Source organism: Achromobacter sp. HNDS-1 (assembly GCF_040084795.1).
GTDB lineage: Bacteria > Pseudomonadota > Gammaproteobacteria > Burkholderiales > Burkholderiaceae_B > Achromobacter > Achromobacter ruhlandii.
The window spans coordinates 1,406,785-1,423,564 of sequence record NZ_CP157584.1 but is presented as its reverse complement, the minus strand read 5'-3'; the positions used below and the strand labels follow the sequence as shown (position 1 = coordinate 1,423,564).

Here is a 16,780-nt window from a genome sequence, read left to right as displayed (position 1 = left end):
CTAAAGCTCCATCGTGATGATGCGGGCGCATCCGGTGCGAATGACCGTCAGCGCCCGACGACAGCACCACCGCGTCATTTGAAGAGGTCGTGATTGACGCCGAACATGACCAGTTCGTGGTCGGTCTCCACTTCAAGTTTGCGCATGGCCGCGATCTTGTGCGTGCTGGTCGTCTTGACGCTGCGATTCATGATGCGCGCGATCTCGCCCACCGATGTGCCTGCCAGGAAATGCCGCAGCACCTCCAGCTCCTTGGGCGACAGGCGCGCAATGCGCGCCGCCGCGTCCTGGGCCTCGCCGCGCAGCCCATTGCCGGACACGGGTTGCGGCCCGCTGCGGTACACCTGGTGGCGCTCCAGCGCGCCCAGCGCGGTAAGAATCTCCGTCAGGTCCCGGCTTTTGAACACCACGCCGCTGACGCCTTCTTCGTACAGGCTGGCGACGATCACTGGCGAGGTGATCATCGTATGAATCAGGATGCGCACCGCCGGAAAGTTGCGGCGCAGGTACTGCACCAACGCCAGGCCGTCGCCATAGCCGTCGTCGGAAGGCATGTTGTAGTCCGTCACGATGACGTCCGGCGCAAGCTCGCGGGTCTTGCGGATCAGCTCGGCGGCGTTGGTCGCTTCGCCCACGATCTGATAATGGGGCGCGCGTTCCAGGACATTGCGCACGCCCAGGATCACCACCTGGTGATCATCGGCCAGCAGGATTCGTGTCATTGTTTATCGCTCCTTGTGTGAGGCGCGCGGCCATCTGGCCGCCGGTCTGGTCCGGCTCGGGAGGATCATAGCTCCTTGAACTTTTCGGTCAGCTGCGCCAGTGTGCTCCGGACGGCGTTTTCCAGTACTGGCGTCAGGCCTTCCGCGGCGATCTTCTGTTCCAGCACGCCACAGAAGCGCGCCGTCTCGTCCGCATTGACCACCACCAGCGAGCCGCGCATGCGGTGCAGCGTGGATACGGCGGCGGCCGGGTCGCGGGCGGCCAGCGCCTCCCGCATCGACGCCATGTCCTCGCGCATGGTGGTATTGAAGGCCGCCCGCAACTGCGTTTCGTAGAACTCCTTGGACTTTTCGCGTTCCAGGCTGGCCTGGGGGGGCACGGTGAACTTGGCGCTGATGATGCGCGCGCAGGCGGTGCTGAGCGCATCGTGCAATGTGCGCAGGTCCACCGGCTTGACGATCCAGGCATTCAGGCCGGCCGCCAGGCCCGCCTCCCGCTGCGCCTGCAGCGCATTGGCGGTCAGGCCGATGATCGGCGCATTGGTGCTGCGCGCGCGCAGGGCGCGCACCAGCTCGTAACCGTTCATCAGCGGCATGTTCATGTCCGTGATCAGCACATCGAATTCGTCGGCGTTCCAGCGCGCCAGGGTTTCGACGCCGTCAACGCACAGCGTGACTTCGCAGCCCAATTCCTCCAGCTGCCGCACCAGCAGGGTACGGTTGACGGGGTTGTCCTCGGCCACCAGCACCCGCAGGCCAAGGCGGCGCAGGCCGGCGTCAGGCCGGTATTCCGCCGCGGCCCGGGTGTCAGTGCCGTCGGCGTCGTCGGCATCGGCATCGGCGTCGTCGGAAGCAAGCGACCGGCCGTGTTGCGCCATGGCGACCGCTTCGACGATGCTGTGGCGCATATGGCTGGTTACGTGGATTTCCGACAGACTCCATTGCGGCTTGTCCGGACCGTCCGGGATGCAGGACACGCGCGCGCCATTCCATTCGATCGGCGGCAGCCGCTCCGGCAGCAGTTCCACCAGGATGCCATCGCGCTTGGCGGGCAGGGCGCCGCCCTGGATGGCCCGGGCGCTGGCGCCGGCCAGGGCCAGCCAGGCGCAGGTGTCCTGCGCCAGGTCGGCCATTGGCGCGCGCACCCACACGGGCGGGGCGGGGGCTATCTCGACGCCGGCCAGGCGCGTCGCATCAGCGTCGATGCGCAAGGGCAGGCGGAAGATGAAGGTGCTGCCGCGCCCCGGGCTGCTGTCCAGTGTGATGCTGCCTTGCATCAGTTCGCACAGGCTGTGGCAGATATACAGCCCCAATCCGGTGCCGGGCGCGGCGTGCCCCGTGCCGTAGGCCTGGTAGAAGGGTTGGAACAGCATGGGCTGCTGGTCCGCCGCAATGCCCAGCCCCGTATCGGCGATGCGCCATTCCATCATGGCCTGGCCTTCGCCCTGGTCCGCCACCGTCAGGTCGACGCGGACCCAGCCGGCTTCGGTGAACTTGATGGCGTTGCTGATGAGATTGTTCAGCACCTGGCGGATGCGCAGGGCATCGCCATGGGCCGATACCGGCACGTTGGTGGCGATGGTCGCGAAGAACTGCAGGCCCTTGGCATCCGCGGTGGCGGCGTAGGCCTGCAGGGTCTCTTCGGTCAGCGCCGCCGGATCCAGCCGATTGTCTTTGAGCGTCATCTGGCGCGACTCGATCTTGGACACGTCCAGAATGTCGTTGATCACATTGAGCAGGCCGGCCGATGAACTCTGGATGGTGCGCAGGTAGGCGCGCTGCAGATTGGTCAGCTGTGTCAGGCCCAGCAGCTCGACCGTGCCCAGCGTGCCATACAGCGGCGTGCGGATCTCATGACTCATGGTGGCCAGGAATACGGTCTTGCCGGCGTTGGCGTCATCGGCGGCGCGCTTGGCCTGTGCCAGCGCTTCCTGAACCCGCTTGTGGTCGCTGATGTCGCTGAAGGTGGCCAGGATCACCTCGTCGCCCTGATACGTCACCCGCGACGCGCTGACGCTGAGATGGCGGCCATTGATCTGGACGTCCTCGGCGTTGCCCGCGCCGGCCGCGTCGTGGGCGGCCAGCGTCAGCCGCCGGATGGTGTCGGCGTCGCCCAGCCAGGCGTCGGCCAGCTGATTCTTGGCGACGATCTGGTGATCGGACAAGCGCAGGGCGCACACCGCCACGCGCGCGGCGTCGATCACCGCGCGGTTGAAGGATTCGCTTTCCACGACCCGCTGGTGGCTGGCCTGGGCCGGCCGCACGATCAGGTTGCGATGGCGCCGGTACAGCGCCGGGCTGCCGCCCACGCACAGCAGGATCAACAGGCCGAAAGAGGTCAATTGCCATCCGGCTGCCTGGAAAAACTGCTGGTAGGGCACCAGGTAGGTGCCGTGCCAGCCGTCCTCGCACCAGGTCTGGATGTAGACGCCATCCAGGGCGAAACGCACGTCGCTCTGGACGGTCTCCAGGGCGCCATGCTCCTGGGACGGCGCGTGCGGGGGAGTCAAGCCCGGCGCGATGGCGAGATGCTGAAAGTAGACCCGGCCGTAGTCGGAGTCCTGGGCCAGCACATCGCGCATTTCGGTGAATGTCGCGAGCACCAGTTGGCGCTTTGGCGTTTCCGGTATCCACAGAGCGTCCGGCAGTTCGATCGGCGCATAGACGACATAGCCGATACGGCCCTCGCCGGCGCCCGGCAGATTCACCTCCAGCCATTGCGCGCCGTCCGGGCTGGGGCGCGGCGTCTGCGTGTAGAGCAGTTCACGGATGCGGTTCGCCGACAGCGGACAGCGCCACCAGCGGTGCACGTCGTCGGTCATGGAATCTTCGGAGCAGGGCACTGAAATGCTGGTCACGCTGTTCAGGTCCAGCAGGAACGCTTGCATGCCAGGCTGCTGCCAGGCGTTGCGATAGGTGCCGAACAGCGACGAGAGCGCGGCGGCGGCGGTCTGCAGTCGGCGACTGTGGTCGCCGCCCGCCGGCGTCTGGGCGCGGCCGACCTTGATGATGTACGGCATCGCCAGGCTCTCGCGCTGGCCTTCGTAGGTATTGGTGATGTCGTCGCTGTCGATCAGTTCGAACGAAGCCGGGCTGCCGGAGGGCACCGCCAGGCCGAGCCGCGTGGCCTCGTTGTGCGTGGCGCGCGCCAGGAACGATTCCTGGCCATGCAGGTTCAGCGCCAACTGGCGGAAATGGGCTCGAGCGTCATTGCTGGCCAGGCTGACCAGGCTGGTTACTACCCAGTAGCACAGAATCACCATGACGATGGCCAGGCTCAGCGTCACGATGAACAGCGCCTGCACTCGCAGCGATACGCGGGCCAGGTCGCCGATGGAGGCAATGCGGCTGTGTCGGGGCATCTTGCGTGTCACGGCGCAAGCGCCGGATTCCGCTTCAGGAACGCCAGCAGCAATTCCGGCGTCAAAGCGCGCGAGATCAGGAATCCCTGCGCGGTATCGCATTGCATTTTCTTGAGCAGCGCGAGTTGTTCCCAGGTCTCGACGCCTTCGGCCACCACATTGAGCGAGAGCCGCCGCCCCAGCGACACGATGCTCTCGACCGCGGCCTGCGCGCCATCGTCGGCCACGCAGCGGCTGATCAACGAGCGGTCGATCTTTAGTTCGGTGAAGGGGGTGGACACCAGGTTGAACACCGAGCTGTAGCCCTGGCCCGAATCGTCCTGGGCCAGGCCGAACCCCTTCATGCGCAGGCGGCACGCGCCGGCATAATAATCGCTTATCGCATCCGTGGTCGTACCCTCGGTCAGTTCAAAGCAGATGTCCTGCGGGTTGCCGCCCAGGCGCATGACGTGGTCGTAGAGGCGATCCGGCAGGGCCGCGTCCTGCAGCAGGTGCGTAGGCAGGTTCACGGACACCTCCACCCGGAAGTCGTGCTGCTGCCAGGCGTGCTGCGCCGCGATAGTCTGCGCGAGCATCGACAATAGCAGGTCGTCTTCCAGCTCGTCCAGTATCAGCGCGGGCAGGAATTGGCCTGGCAGCAACACACTGCCATCGGGCCGGACCCATCGCACCAGCGCCTCGGCGGCGGTGACCGAACCGTCGGCGATGCGCATCTTGGGCTGGAACCAGGCCCGGACCTCGCCGGAGCGCAACGCATGTTGCAGCGCGGCACGGTCGAACGATTGCCCCGATACCAACGATTCGGCCTTCAGGCGCGACGCGGCCTTCAGTTTGGCGACCAGCGCGATGATGGCCTGCGGCTGCGCCGGCTTGGACAGTTGGTCGATAACGCGCATGCCCAGCGTCTTGGCCACCAGGCTGGCGCCCGCGATCAGGCGCTTGGGGGACGAACTGATCACCGCCAGCAGGGGGGGCGCCTCGTAGGCGGACAGGCGCTGGATCAGTTGCACGCCATCCAGCTCGGGCATGAGCAGATCGCTCAGCACCAGATCGTAGCGCTGCTGTTCCAGCAGGCGCAGGGCATGACAGCCGTTCTCGGCGGTTTCGACGTGCGCGACGCCGGCCTGGAGAAACAGGCTTCTCAGGTACTCGCGCTGCAATAGCTGGTCATCGACGATCAAGACGCGATAGGACAGCATGGTTGATTCTCCAAGGCTCGCGGTTTTCCGCCACGCGCGCGGCCGGGCGCGGCGCCGGGGCGGCCGGCGTCGGCGGCAGGCAATCCGCCATTAGAGAAGTCCAGCCGTGGGTTGGGTATCAGACGTTTCCGAATCTCGATCGGCACGTGCGGCGTTCGGGTGCTTGCCCGTTTTTAGGAACTGTCTGATTCATTGGCCTGCCGGCGCTTTCTAGAATGCAACGCCCTGTTCATCCATTCCGTGCCGTGCCCCATTTCGCCTTTCTGCATCATCTGCACATACATGCGCAATACATCGATCGCGCGGCGCGGCTCGCGGACAACCTGCGCGAGTCGATCGCCTCCCTCAGCCTGTATGCCGATACCCAGGCCAGCCTGTATGCGCGCAGCGGCGCGCCGGGCCGGCACTATTTGCTGGTGGAGGGGCGTTCGTTGTGGCTGCAGCGGTTTTTCGCGGTACCGCATTGTCCGCAATTGTCGGGCGTCATTGCCATCGTGACCGACCGGCCCGGTTCGGCCGAGCGCAGCAAATTGTTGTTGGCGGACGCCGACATGTGCCTGCCCGGTTCGGCGCTGCCCCGCGAAATCGTGGCGGCGCTGTCGGCGCTGGCAAGGATGGAGCAACGCTTGGCCATCGCGGCCAACAGGGCGGACGGATGATGGGGGGCGGGTTGGCCTGACGCGCATACCGTGGCTCGCGCGAGGAAATCCATGCGTCGATTAGGTCCTGGCCTGGCCCACCTGTCATCCCGAGCGCGTCGCCACTGGCGCGATGTTTTCCTCGCGCTGCTGGCCGCCATGACGGCGGCCGGCTCTTGTTCCCGTACGTGGGTGGAAAGCTGGCCTCTGTAAAAAGGCGAGGAGCCGTGAACAAAAGGGAAGCCTTGTCTCAGGGGGGGACGGCGCGCATGCTTTGCCCGATTCCATGGCGAAATCCTGCTTCGGAAGGTTTTTGATGGTCCGCTTTCGCGCGAACCGGCGATAACGGTGGCGCGGGTCCGCCGCATGGCTTATTCATTCACCCGCTCCTCGAACACGCATTTGCCCGCCGCGCAGCGATATCGGCTCATGCGCAGGCCGCCATAGTCATCCACATTGCCCAGCATCATCTGGCTGGCGTCCGCGGGCAGTTGCAACTTCAGCGTCTGCTCGGCGAATGGCGCTAGCATGATGGGCGTTCCAAAGCCGGGCAGGGGCTGCTTGCGGTCCTGGCCTATCCAGATCACCGTGGTGTAGTAGGGGGAGGGATTCTTCAGTGTCAGCTGCTGGCCGCCGGCTTGTATCTGCAGGCTCTTTTCCGGCTCCGCCTCGCCCCGCTCGACCAGCTTGGCCGGGCGCAGGAAGAGCTTCAGCCGGCTTTGCATGGTCAGCTGCAGGATGTTGGCGTCGGTCTTGGGCGGCTCCGGCGGAATCTCGCGCACGTTGAAATAGAACAGGGTCTCGCGGTCTTGCGGCAGACTCGCGGCCAGGCCGTCGTTGGCGCGCGCGATGCGCACCTGGGCCTTCTTGCCGCCGTCGATGCGCTGCAAGGGCGGCAGCGCCACCAGGTCGCTGATCGTGTTGCCGTCGGCGTCCTCGACCCAGGCCTGCGCCAGATAGGGCGTGTCATGGCTCTCGTTGCTCAGGATGACCGATACCGACTTCTGGTTGCCACCCATGATGATGCGGGTACGGTCCACGTTGATGGCGGCCTGGGCGCTCGGCCCCCAGGCCAGGGCGGCGCCCAGTAGCAGGCTCATAAGATGTTTGCGTTTCACGTGTGCTCTTCTCAAAAAGTCGGGCGCCCCGAGGGGCGTCTCATTGGCAGGGCAGGGGTTGCGGCCCCTGGTCGAGCGCCGCCGCGGTCGGCAGCGTCAGGTGGCATTCGGTGGTGCCGCCCCATGTGACGGTCAGCGCCTGGCGGTCGTCGGGGGCCACGTTGAGGTACACCAGTCCGCCGTCGGCCACCATCCCGGCGGTCTTGCCGGTGCGGGTGGACAGCACGAGCGCCCCCAGGGGCGGATGGCTGCCGCCGGGCAGCTCGACGCGCCCCAGCATCTGCTCGCCATGAATGGCGCTGACGCGGGTGTAGCCTATGGCGCCTTCGGTCAGCACCTGGTTGATCATCGCGTCGGCCACGTCGACCCCCTCGGGCAGCGCGTTGACGTCCACCGCCAGATAGCTCTCCCGGTAGCTCGACACACCATTGACGACGGCGATGCCGAAGCGGTTGGTGATGGCATCGCCGTTCTCGATCTGCACGCCGGCGATGCCGTCGGTGTCGATCATCATGCGCGGCTCGTTGCCGGCCGCGGGGGGGCCGAAGGCCGCACCCTCGGGGGTCGACGTCAGCGAGCCGTACCAGTTCAGGCCCACGCTGCGGTACTGGCCCGGCTGCCAGGTGAAATCGCCCGCGGCGCGGCCGTAGGCCGTGCGGCTCTGGATGTTGCCGCTCATGCTCTGGCGGCGCGTGTCGTTGCCGTGGTCGTCGCTGGCGCTCAGGTTCCAGGTGGTGCCTGGGGTGCTGAAGTCGGTGTAGCCGACGTTCTGTTGCATGCTGCCACCGCCGCTATTCTGGTAGCCATAGCTCAGTTGACGCGTGTCGCCCAGCGGGATGCTGAGGCTGGCGAAGATCTGGTTCTGGGCCGGGCCGTAGAAGCTCTGGGTGCGCGCCAGCGATAGCGACAGGCCGACGTTGCGCAGCGGCCCGAAACTCGCATTCTTGTTGAACGACAGCATGTAGTGGTTGTTGGCCTTGGTGTCGTTCCAGTAATTGAGCCGGCTCAGCGACACGGAAACGCTCAGCTGCAGCGGCTGGATGTACTGGCTGTAGGAAACCGTATAGCTTTGCTTTTCATCGCGGAAATCGCCGCCGTGCAACGCCGAGCGAACGATGAATTCGCGCATGGGCAGGAAGTGCCGCCCCGAGAAGCGGTAGCCCATGAAGGCCAGCGTGCTGCCCAGTTCGTCGAAGTTCTTGGCGTAGTTGACCCTGTAGCTGTAGCCCGTGCGCCGCGGCGCCGAGGAATACGGCAGGCGCGCATCCGAGCGCGTGACGTCGGCCGACAGCGCGCCCCATCTGCCCAGGTTCTGCCCGGCGCCCAGCGCCAGCGCCCGGTAGTTGTCATTGGTGATGATCAGTCCGCCATACAGCGAGGTGTTGTTGAACGCGCCCCAGGCGGCTTCGCCCATCACGAATTGGGGCTTGGCCAGGTGGTTGCCGCTGTCGCCGCCGAACAGCGGGCGCCCCCAAGACAGTTGGTAACGCAGGTTGTCCTTGCGCGTCATGAACGGCACGCTGGCGGTGTTGACCTGCCAGCTACGCTTGCTGCCGTCGCTTTCCTGCACTGTCACGTCCAGGCTGCCGCTGATGTTCTGGCTCAGCGCCTCCAGCACGAAGGGGCCGGGTGACACCCGGGTCTGGTAGAGCAGGCGGCCGTTCTGGCTGACCGTCACCTGGGCGTTGCTGTTGGCGATGCCGGCGATCTGCGGCGCGTATCCCTGCAGCGATGGGGGCAGCATGCGTTCATCGCTGGCCAGCGTCACGCCCGCGAAGCGGAAAGGGTCGAAAATGGCGGACGACAGGTAAGTCTGGCCCAGCGTCAGTTTCGAACGCCACTGCGGTAAGGCGCGAAACAGGTAGGTTTGCGGCAGGCTGAAGCGCGCCTGCGACTGGCCGGCGCCGTCGTAACGGTTGTATTGGTAGTCGCTGCGCAGCCGCCACGCGCCCAGATTCAGGCCAGCGGTGCCATACAGGGTGTAGCTCGTCGTGCGCGCACCCTGCTGAGGCATGTAGCGATTGGCCAGCAGGTTGTAGTCCAGGATCACGCCGTTCACGCCATTGCTCCAGCGCGCGGGCGGCACCCAGTCCGGGTCCTGGTATTGCAGCCAAGCCTGCGGCACCGTCAAGGTCAGACTCTGGCGTTCGGCGTTGTAGACGACCCGGCTGTCGGGGGTGTTCAGGTCGACGCAGGGGCCGCCCTCGGCCGCGTCGACATGGGCCAGGCGCGCGCGGATGTCGTCCTTCAGGTTGAGCATGTCGACCATTTCGGGGGTGACACAGAAGACGGTGCCATCGCCGATCACGGGCACCGACCTGACCAGGGTCTGGCCCTGGACCAGCCGCTGATCCTGGTAGATGTCGAGCAGGTAGGTGCCGGGCGCGATGTAGCCATCGCGGCTGAAGATCGAAAGATCGATGTTGTTCTTGTCTTTGGTATTGACAAAGCCGGTGCTGAATTCCGTCGCTTGTGCCGCGCATGCAAAGGTACTGATCGCCACGAGGGATGCCAAACGGGCCAGGGTCATGATATCTATTGCCGAGTCGCCGGCCAGAAGGGGTGCCGGACTGCCTCGGCGTCAATGCGGCGGCGCTGAGCGGCCGCCTCGGTGGGGTATTGCTCGCGCGCCCGCCCCCCTCCCGCCGCCAGGACGGCGGCGGGGGGCGGGCGCGCGGAACGGTGGAGATCAACCGTTCACTTGTAGTCCAGCATGTAGGTCACCTTGGACTTGACCGTGCCCGCCACGGCTTGCGCGGCGCCGTCGTTGGCGATGCGGGCGAAGAAGCTCAGCAGATTGTCGCCTTTGGACATTTGCGTGCCGGCGCCAGCCACATCGAAGTTGACGGGCGAGGTGCCGTTGGCCGCCAACAGTTGGATGGCGACGTTCTGGGCGCTACCCATGGTATTGGGGATCATGCCGGTGGTCCCTGTCTGCCCGGGGAAAACGATTTCGATCTTCGAGCCGGCGGGATTGGTCGCGCCCGCTGTCGGCGTGCCGAAGTTGCAACCGATCAAGTGGATCTCGATCGGCACCGAGGTGCCGTGCTTGCCCGTGCCGCTCAGAACCTTATTGGAGACTTGCCCCAGCTCGACGGCCATGTTGGCGTCGGTGGCCGCGATGGAGCAAGGCGCTTCGAGAACCGAACCGGTGAAGGTGATGGAACCTTGGCCCGTGTCACCGGCGGCGAATGCCGCCAGCGGGCCGAGCAGGGCGGCGCTGGTCGCGGTGGCGAGGAGTGTCTTCTTAAACATGGATCGTCCTTATGTGATACCCGTTGGGGATGGTCTGCACTGGTCGTGCGGTTGAAGAAATCGAAGGAGCCGGGCGGAGAAATCCGGGGCCGGTCGCCGCTGCGGGCACGCAGCCATCGCGCGATCTAGGGCGGTCGCGGGGCACTGCGAGGCATGGGCGTCAGCAATGGGAAACGGGCGTGGCCGCCGCGCGACCCGCGAACCTGACAGGGGCGCGCGGCGTAACGAAAGCCAGGGAGCCGGATGTTGGCGAAAAGGCCGGCATCTGCGCCGGCGATGCAACCACGCCCGCTGGCGCGGGCGGAGGCAGGTCAATCAGAACCCGCCGGGCATGCGGATAGATATGGGAGTTTTTCGTCATGCCAGGCATCCTGCATGACGGCGATTATCTGTTCGTTAACGCGAATCAGATGCGAAGGGCGCGCACCGCCTCGACGGCTGGCGCCCTGAACCCGGGGCGGTTCACGCGCGCCAGGCAAGCACGGCGGCCACCGCCACGCACACGGCCGCGAACGTCCGTTGCAACACCGCCTGCGGCAGGCGCGGCGCCAGCGCGCGGCCGATCGCCATGCCGGCGACCGCTGCGGCCACGAAGACCCATTGCGCCGCCGTCAGCGTCAGGCCATGCAGCAGCGCCGAACCGACCGTGGCGGCGGAAACCAGCGCGATGACCATGAGCGACGTCGAGACGATGCTGATCATGCGTGCATCGCTGAAGTGCGTCAGCGCCGGCACGATGATGAAGCCGCCGCCCACGCCCAGCATGCCGGTGCAGATGCCGGAGACGGCGCCGATGCCGCCCAGTGTGGCGGCGGTGAGGCGGGTCCAGACGAAGCGGCCGGTCTCGGGCGACAGGCGGCAGGCCTTTGGCGGGGCGTCGGGCGCTCCAGCGATCGGCGCGCGGCGGCGCGACTGCTGCGCCATGCGTACCGCCACCAGCAGCATGACGCCGGCAAAAATCAGACTAAGCCTGTGCGCCGGCAGGTGGCGCGCCAGCGACAATCCCAGAGGGGCGGTCAGTGCGCCCATCGCCGCCATCAGCATGGCGGCCTTGTAGCGAACCAGACCGCGCAGCAAGCCCTGCACAGCGCCGACCGCCGAGGCGATACCCACGGCGATCAGCGCTACCGGCGCCGCCTGGGGCAGCGTCAGGCCCAGCCCGAACATCAGCGCGGGCACGGCCAGGATGCCGCCTCCCGCGCCTGTCAGGCCCAAGGAGACGCCAATGCACAGTCCGAGCAGGGTTGCGGTCATCTTTGTTAATTACTTTTAGAAATTAACTTATTACTTCGAATAAGTATAACGTGCGGGAACAGGGAGTCTGCGATGCGCATTTTGTTGGTCGAGGATGATGCCTCGATTGCCTTGGCGATCCAGGCCGGTCTGGGGCTGCAGGGGTTCGTGGTCGACGCGGTCGGCACCCTGCGCCAGGCCGACCTGGCGGTGCGGACGTCCCATGTCAGCGCCTGTGTGCTGGATCTGTGCCTGCCCGACGGCGACGGCATGACGTTGCTGGCGAAGTGGCGCGCGCGGCGCCAGAGCCTGCCGGTTCTGGTGCTGAGCGCACGGTCGGGGGTGTTCCACCGCGTCGACGCGTTGCGCGCCGGCGCCGACGACTACCTGCCCAAGCCATTTGACCTGGACGAGCTGGGCGCGCGCCTGCAGGCGGTGATACGGCGCGCCGCCGGGTACAGCGCCGACCGCATCGACCACGGGCGCCTGACGCTGTTCCCGTCCCGTGGCGAAGTGCTGCTGGACGGCGCCCGCGTCACATTGCAGCGGCGCGAACTGGCCTTGCTCACGACGCTGTTGCAGCATCCCGGGCAGATTCTCACCATGGATCAGTTGCGCGACAGCCTGTACGGCTTCGACGACCGGGTCGAGAGCAACGCCGTCAACGTGCACATTCACAAGCTGCGCCGCAAGCTCGGCGCCGATCTCATCGAAACCGTGCGCGGCTGGGGTTACCGGCTCGGAATGCCGCGGCCATGAGCGTGCACGGGCGCCTGGCGCTGCTGGCCGTGGTCTGGGTGGCGGGCGTTGCGGCCGGGCTGCTGGCCGGCCGCATGCTGCCCTGGTTCGGTGGCGCGCGCACCTTGGCGCACCTGTCGCGGCACATGCAGGAGATGCTGCGGCGCGAACGGCATTTCTCGGATCACGCGGCGCACGAGATGCGGTCGCCAGTCACCGCGATCAAAACCCATCTGCAGGTGTTGCAGCGCCTGCCGGCGGCGCAGGACGGCGCCAGCCGTCAGGCGATCACGTATGCATTGGCGGGCACCGAGCGCCTGGAGCGGCTGATCGAACAATTGCTGATGCTGGCCCGCGCCGATGGCGATGACGCTGGCCAATTGTGCGCCTGCGACGCGGTGGCGGTGCTGGAGCGGGTGGCCGGCCGCAAACCCGCGCGGGTGCGCTGGCGTTTGCCCGATGCGGGGCCGCTGGCGGCCCTGCCGGACACCCTGCTGGATTGCGCGGTGCGCAACCTGGTGGACAATGCGCTGAAGTATTCGCCACAGGAGATGCCGGTCGAGGTGGACGTGGCGATCGTCACCGACCAGCTGGTGGTGGCGGTGCGCGACCATGGTCCCGGGCTGACGCCGGCGCAATGCGCGCAGGCGGCCGAGCCGTTCTGGCGCGGCCAGCGCCAGGTCGAGGGCGCTGGCCTGGGCTTGTCGATCGTGGGCACCATCGCGGCGCGCCATGGCGGCCTGCTGGTGCTGGCGCCAGCATCGGGCGGCGGATTGTGCGCGCGCCTGAGCCTGCCGCTGGCCGCCGCTATTCCCAGGAGCGCGAGTACCCATGGTCCTGGAACAGCTCGGGCAGGCCCGACACCTGTTTGAAGCGCAGCACTTCGTCCTCGTCCATGCCGAGTTGGCGGGCCACGTCGGCGTCGCTCCAGCCGGCTCGCAGCAGGCGCACCACGATCTCGGTCATGGGCATCACGCCGTGCACGCCGCGGGCGCGGTTGTGGCGGATGGTGGCGGCGATGCGGTCGGCGGCCGCGTCGCGGCCGGGCCGGATCGTCACCAGCGGCAGGTAGCCGTGCACGCGCGCCTGGATCGGGCCTTTCTTCTTGCCGACGCGCTGGCGGTGAAAGCCGTCGACCACCACGTAGCGATCCGCCGCCGCACGGTGGGCGACGATGGGCTGGGTATAGCCGTCGGCCAGGATCGACAGTTCCAGCAGCCGCATTTCGGGCGGCGCGACGCTGTTGGGGTTGTAGTCGTTGGCCTCGACCTGGTAGCCGGGAATCCACTGTACGCAATCTACTGGCTCGGCCGCGAACGGGCTGTGCTCATGCAGGCATCGCCGGATCCGGTTGATGGCGTCGATGCGCGAAGCCAGAGGCAGGGTGCGCAGTTCCTCGAACAAGGCCTTGGCCCGGTTCTCCAGATCCGCTACGTGTGGCATGCGTGTTCCTTTTCATGGTGACCCAGTTGCCCCGGGTGGTTTGGATCTGGAAGCCGTACGGCAGCAGCAGCGCCGCGCAGTTGTGCGGCACGCGCAATGTGCAGGGCTGGTTGCGTTCGTCGATGAATTCGAGCACCTGGCGCCGCAACTCTCGGAACAGGCCGTGCTGGCGCGCTTCGGGGCGGATGTAGCCGTCGCGGATGCGGACCGCGCCGGTCTGCAATTCGATACCGACGAAGCCGAGCAGGCGCTGCTGGCCGCGCCGGCGCACCACGAACCAGCGGTGGCGCGCGCTGTCGTTCAAGGGGTAGCCGCCGCAGTCGCGGCGCACCGTGGCGCTGGCGAAAAAGCGCCCCATCTGGGCAAAGAATGCGGCCTCGTCGTCGTAGGAGTTCAGACGCAGGAAGTCGTATTGGTTCAGGGCGGTCATGGGGATGTCCGCTGGGCCGGGGCAAGCACGATGTCGATGTCGCGCCGCGCGGGCCCGAACGACAGTGAACGGGCCATGTCCTGCTTGAGCAGCGACAGGCCGATGCGCCGCCAGGATGGCTGCGCCTTGCGGTTTTCGAGATCGGGAATGCCGGCATCGGGCCACTGGGCCAGCGGTTGGCCGTGTTGTTCCCACCAGGCGATGAAGACGTCGATGCGGCGCGCGTATACCTGGCGCAGCGTGTCGGGCATGCTGTCGAGCAGAAACTGGCTGTACTGGCGCCAGGAACTGAAGGTGGGCGGCAGGCCGAGGCCGCCGCGATAGCCGAGAAAGCGCTGGCGGCAGTAGCGTGCGGCATAGTTGGCGCCTTCGACGCGCTTGACGGCGCGGAACCAGGTGGCCGGCTCGAGCTTGTGGAACAGGTCCAGCCCCTTGCGCTGGTCATCGCCATAGGGTTGGCAGATGCGCATCTGCGAGTACGCCACGCCAGCGCGCAGCATCTGGTCGTAGAGCCGGTTGTAAGGATGGCGGTGCTCGCCTGTGTAGCGCCAGAGGTCTTCGAACTTCCAGTCGTAGATCGGAAAGAATGTGACGGCCCTGTCGCTCTGCTTGTCGCGGGTGCTCCAGGCCAGGGCCTTGTGCGCGCCGGGCGGGGTCCAGGCGCATTTCTTGCTGCGGCGCTTGACCGCCAGGTAACGGTTGAGCGATTCGTCGGAGCGGATGCCCACCAGGAACGCGGTGGACGCGTCGCGCGACAGCCATTGGTTGAATTCGGGCACGAACTCCTCGAATTCCATGCGATGGCGGTAGAACGGGAAATAGCCGGGATCGCTGATCACGGCGGGATGCCGTGGCAGCGGGCGGATCCAGTCGGCCTCGCGGCCCGGTTCCCAGGCGCACCAGTAGGGTTCGCGCAGGCTGGAGGCATTGCGCAGGTTGATGGGCAGGCAGATCCACCAGGGCCGCACGTCGGGCCGGTTGAACATCTCGGTGACGTGGGCGATGGTGGCCTGGTACTGGCCTTCGAGGTCGATGAATACCGCGTGGACCGGGCCGCGTCCCATTTCGCGCGCGACCTCCAGCGCCAGGTGCAGGGTGACGGAGCTGTCCTTGCCGCCGGAGAACGCCACGCAGACGCGTTCGAAGTGCTGGAACACCAGGCGGATGCGATCACGGGCGGCGTCGAGGACGTTGCAGTCGCGGTAATGCTTGACCGCCATTTTTTTCCCTCCATGCGCGCGGCGTTCCGGATGCGCCGCGCGGGCGGAGCCGCGGCGCCGTGTATCTGCCGGCCAGGGAAAATTTATGCGTATCCGCCGCGACAGGCCTGTGAGGATAGCCCGAACGCGAGGCGTCAAAGCGGTCAATGCGTCCGACATTGACGGAGATTCACGAACTGCGCCGGGCCGCGCGATGCGCGAGCCGGCGCGCGCGGTCACGCCGCCTTCAGGTGCTCGTACAGGATGGTGGCGCCGATGCCGATCAGCGCCAGGCCCCCCAGCACTTCGGCGCGCTTGCCGGCGACGTTGCCGATCAGGCGGCCCACCATCACGCCCAGGGTCACCATCAGCATGGTGGCCAGGCCGATGGCCAGCGCGGTGACGGCGATGTTGTTGTCGATGAAGGCCAGGCTGACGCCGACCGCCATGGCGTCGATGCTGGTGGCGAAACCGGTGACGGCCAGCAGCCAGAAGGAATGGCGGGCGACCGGCGGCGCGGCTTCGTCATGGTCCGCGCGCCAGCCGTTGCGGATCATCATGCCGCCCAGGATACAGAGCATGACGAAGGCGATCCAGTGATCCCACTCCTGCACGTAGCGGGCGGCCACGGACCCGAGCGCCCAGCCGATCACGGGCGTGATGGCTTCGATCACGCCGAATATCACGCCGGTGCGCAGGGCTTCGGAGAGGCGGGGCTTGTGCAGGGCGGCGCCCTTGCCGACCGCGGCGGCGAAGGCGTCGGTGGACATGGCGAAAGCCAGGACGAGTGTGGAGAGGGCGTTCATGCGGGAGAGGCTCCGACCGGGCGAAACACACAGACCGTCCATATCGCCCGGTCGTGAGCTATGGATCAGTCCGTGGTCTCGCCTGACCGTGTCGGTCGCGCGCGCCATGGCCAGGTGGGCCAAGAGTGTTGACGCGGGCGCTTCCGGACGGGGCCGGAAGAGGCTACTCCCCAAGGAGGCTTGCAGTGTACCAAACGGCGCATGGCGCCGGTGTGACACGGCGGGTTCAGGTCAGCCGGGCGCCGTTGGGGACGTCGTGCTCGGGCGTCACCAGGATGGTGTGGTCGTTGGCGTCGGCCAGCCCCAGCACCAGCACTTCGGAGCGCACCGGGCCGACCTGGCGCGGCGGGAAATTGACGATGCCCAGGATGCGCTTGCCCGGCAGTTCCTCAAGCGTGTAGCGGCCGGTGATCTGCGCCGAGCTTTTCTTGACGCCGACGCCGGCGCCGAAATCGATGGTCAGCTTGTAGGCGGGCTTGCGCGCCTCGGGGAACGGGTCGGCGGCAATGATGGTGCCGACGCGGATGTCGACCTTCATGAAGTCGTCGAAGCCGACGGTGGGGGCGGGCGGAGTGGCGGGGTCCTGGGTGTAGTGCATGGGCGTGGGCGATCGGTTCAAGGGGAGCGGGCGACGATG

The 16,780-nt window shown here is 66.7% G+C and carries 15 protein-coding genes and 1 riboswitch; of the genes, 3 read left to right on the top strand and 12 right to left on the bottom strand.

Features of this window, described 5'->3' with window-relative positions; genetic code table 11:
- Nucleotides 1-74: 74 nt before the first annotated feature.
- The 3 genes from ABFG95_RS06365 to ABFG95_RS06355 all read right to left on the bottom strand — a co-directional run bounded on the left by ABFG95_RS06365 (nt 75) and on the right by ABFG95_RS06355 (nt 5,283).
- Nucleotides 75-722 carry a response regulator transcription factor gene (locus ABFG95_RS06365; protein ID WP_049072855.1) on the bottom strand — a complete coding sequence of 216 codons (648 nt, stop codon included), beginning with the start codon at nt 720-722 and terminating at the stop codon, nt 75-77.
- 65 nt (nt 723-787) lie between these two features.
- Nucleotides 788-4,084: an ATP-binding protein gene (locus ABFG95_RS06360; RefSeq protein ID WP_348995608.1), complete on the bottom strand. Its 3,297-nt coding sequence runs from the start codon at nt 4,082-4,084 to the stop codon at nt 788-790.
- An 8-nt stretch (nt 4,085-4,092) separates the two neighbouring features.
- Nucleotides 4,093-5,283, bottom strand: coding sequence for an EAL domain-containing protein (locus ABFG95_RS06355; protein WP_049072857.1), 1,191 nt, complete (start codon nt 5,281-5,283; stop codon nt 4,093-4,095).
- Nucleotides 5,284-5,498: 215 nt separating this feature from the next.
- Between ABFG95_RS06355 and ABFG95_RS06350 the strand changes: the two genes are divergently transcribed.
- Complete coding sequence (locus ABFG95_RS06350) at nt 5,499-5,942, top strand: hypothetical protein (protein ID WP_156515875.1); 444 nt, start codon at nt 5,499-5,501, stop codon at nt 5,940-5,942.
- A gap of 350 nt (nt 5,943-6,292) precedes the next feature.
- On the opposite strand, the gene ABFG95_RS06345 is transcribed toward ABFG95_RS06350, so the two are convergent.
- The 4 genes from ABFG95_RS06345 to ABFG95_RS06330 form a co-directional block, all read right to left on the bottom strand.
- On the bottom strand, nt 6,293-7,021 hold the full coding sequence (locus tag ABFG95_RS06345) for a fimbria/pilus periplasmic chaperone (protein ID WP_348995607.1): 729 nt from the start codon (nt 7,019-7,021) through the stop codon (nt 6,293-6,295).
- 58 nt (nt 7,022-7,079) lie between these two features.
- Entirely contained in the window at nt 7,080-9,569 is a 2,490-nt protein-coding gene (locus ABFG95_RS06340) for a fimbria/pilus outer membrane usher protein (protein ID WP_348995606.1), read from the bottom strand.
- Between the two features lie 167 nt (nt 9,570-9,736).
- Nucleotides 9,737-10,294, bottom strand: coding sequence for a fimbrial protein (locus ABFG95_RS06335; protein WP_175146102.1), 558 nt, complete (start codon nt 10,292-10,294; stop codon nt 9,737-9,739).
- A 462-nt stretch (nt 10,295-10,756) separates the two neighbouring features.
- Nucleotides 10,757-11,548 (bottom strand): sulfite exporter TauE/SafE family protein, encoded by a 792-nt coding sequence (locus ABFG95_RS06330; RefSeq protein WP_336724587.1) that lies wholly within the window; start codon nt 11,546-11,548, stop codon nt 10,757-10,759.
- 72 nt (nt 11,549-11,620) lie between these two features.
- Between ABFG95_RS06330 and ABFG95_RS06325 the strand changes: the two genes are divergently transcribed.
- A complete protein-coding gene (locus ABFG95_RS06325; RefSeq protein ID WP_175146104.1) occupies nt 11,621-12,286 on the top strand; it encodes a response regulator in 666 nt (221 codons plus the stop codon).
- Nucleotides 12,283-13,137 carry a HAMP domain-containing sensor histidine kinase gene (locus ABFG95_RS06320; RefSeq protein ID WP_175146105.1) on the top strand — a complete coding sequence of 285 codons (855 nt, stop codon included), beginning with the start codon at nt 12,283-12,285 and terminating at the stop codon, nt 13,135-13,137. Before ABFG95_RS06325 ends, ABFG95_RS06320 begins: the two co-directional genes overlap by 4 nt.
- Here the strand turns inward: ABFG95_RS06320 and ABFG95_RS06315 are convergent.
- The 5 genes from ABFG95_RS06315 to ABFG95_RS06295 form a co-directional block, all read right to left on the bottom strand.
- Nucleotides 13,073-13,708, bottom strand: a complete 636-nt coding sequence (locus tag ABFG95_RS06315; protein ID WP_175146106.1) for a ParB N-terminal domain-containing protein — start codon at nt 13,706-13,708, stop codon at nt 13,073-13,075. The genes ABFG95_RS06320 and ABFG95_RS06315 overlap by 65 nt on opposite strands.
- Nucleotides 13,593-14,138 carry an N-acetyltransferase gene (locus ABFG95_RS06310; RefSeq protein WP_175146107.1) on the bottom strand — a complete coding sequence of 182 codons (546 nt, stop codon included), beginning with the start codon at nt 14,136-14,138 and terminating at the stop codon, nt 13,593-13,595. The genes ABFG95_RS06315 and ABFG95_RS06310 overlap by 116 nt, the downstream gene beginning before the upstream one ends.
- Nucleotides 14,135-15,358 carry a DUF3440 domain-containing protein gene (locus ABFG95_RS06305; protein WP_336724593.1) on the bottom strand — a complete coding sequence of 408 codons (1,224 nt, stop codon included), beginning with the start codon at nt 15,356-15,358 and terminating at the stop codon, nt 14,135-14,137. The genes ABFG95_RS06310 and ABFG95_RS06305 overlap by 4 nt, the downstream gene beginning before the upstream one ends.
- Nucleotides 15,359-15,573: 215 nt before the next feature.
- Nucleotides 15,574-16,143: a manganese efflux pump MntP gene (mntP, locus tag ABFG95_RS06300; protein WP_054417730.1), complete on the bottom strand. Its 570-nt coding sequence runs from the start codon at nt 16,141-16,143 to the stop codon at nt 15,574-15,576.
- 5 nt (nt 16,144-16,148) lie between these two features.
- Nucleotides 16,149-16,327: riboswitch (yybP-ykoY riboswitch) on the bottom strand.
- A 42-nt stretch (nt 16,328-16,369) separates the two neighbouring features.
- Nucleotides 16,370-16,741 carry a tRNA-binding protein gene (locus ABFG95_RS06295; RefSeq protein WP_049072868.1) on the bottom strand — a complete coding sequence of 124 codons (372 nt, stop codon included), beginning with the start codon at nt 16,739-16,741 and terminating at the stop codon, nt 16,370-16,372.
- Nucleotides 16,742-16,780: the final 39 nt, after the last annotated feature.

What these genes read in the sequence shown, in the direction of transcription:
- ABFG95_RS06365 (WP_049072855.1), bottom strand. Translation starts at nt 722, where the DNA reads ATGACACGAATCCTGCTGGCCGATGATCACCAGGTGGTGATCCTGGGC.
- ABFG95_RS06360 (WP_348995608.1), bottom strand. Translation starts at nt 4,084, where the DNA reads ATGCCCCGACACAGCCGCATTGCCTCCATCGGCGACCTGGCCCGCGTA.
- ABFG95_RS06355 (WP_049072857.1), bottom strand. Translation starts at nt 5,283, where the DNA reads ATGCTGTCCTATCGCGTCTTGATCGTCGATGACCAGCTATTGCAGCGC.
- ABFG95_RS06350 (WP_156515875.1), top strand. Translation starts at nt 5,499, where the DNA reads ATGCAACGCCCTGTTCATCCATTCCGTGCCGTGCCCCATTTCGCCTTT.
- ABFG95_RS06345 (WP_348995607.1), bottom strand. Translation starts at nt 7,021, where the DNA reads ATGAGCCTGCTACTGGGCGCCGCCCTGGCCTGGGGGCCGAGCGCCCAG.
- ABFG95_RS06340 (WP_348995606.1), bottom strand. Translation starts at nt 9,569, where the DNA reads ATGACCCTGGCCCGTTTGGCATCCCTCGTGGCGATCAGTACCTTTGCA.
- ABFG95_RS06335 (WP_175146102.1), bottom strand. Translation starts at nt 10,294, where the DNA reads ATGTTTAAGAAGACACTCCTCGCCACCGCGACCAGCGCCGCCCTGCTC.
- ABFG95_RS06330 (WP_336724587.1), bottom strand. Translation starts at nt 11,548, where the DNA reads ATGACCGCAACCCTGCTCGGACTGTGCATTGGCGTCTCCTTGGGCCTG.
- ABFG95_RS06325 (WP_175146104.1), top strand. Translation starts at nt 11,621, where the DNA reads ATGCGCATTTTGTTGGTCGAGGATGATGCCTCGATTGCCTTGGCGATC.
- ABFG95_RS06320 (WP_175146105.1), top strand. Translation starts at nt 12,283, where the DNA reads ATGAGCGTGCACGGGCGCCTGGCGCTGCTGGCCGTGGTCTGGGTGGCG.
- ABFG95_RS06315 (WP_175146106.1), bottom strand. Translation starts at nt 13,708, where the DNA reads ATGCCACACGTAGCGGATCTGGAGAACCGGGCCAAGGCCTTGTTCGAG.
- ABFG95_RS06310 (WP_175146107.1), bottom strand. Translation starts at nt 14,138, where the DNA reads ATGACCGCCCTGAACCAATACGACTTCCTGCGTCTGAACTCCTACGAC.
- ABFG95_RS06305 (WP_336724593.1), bottom strand. Translation starts at nt 15,358, where the DNA reads ATGGCGGTCAAGCATTACCGCGACTGCAACGTCCTCGACGCCGCCCGT.
- mntP (WP_054417730.1), bottom strand. Translation starts at nt 16,143, where the DNA reads ATGAACGCCCTCTCCACACTCGTCCTGGCTTTCGCCATGTCCACCGAC.
- ABFG95_RS06295 (WP_049072868.1), bottom strand. Translation starts at nt 16,741, where the DNA reads ATGCACTACACCCAGGACCCCGCCACTCCGCCCGCCCCCACCGTCGGC.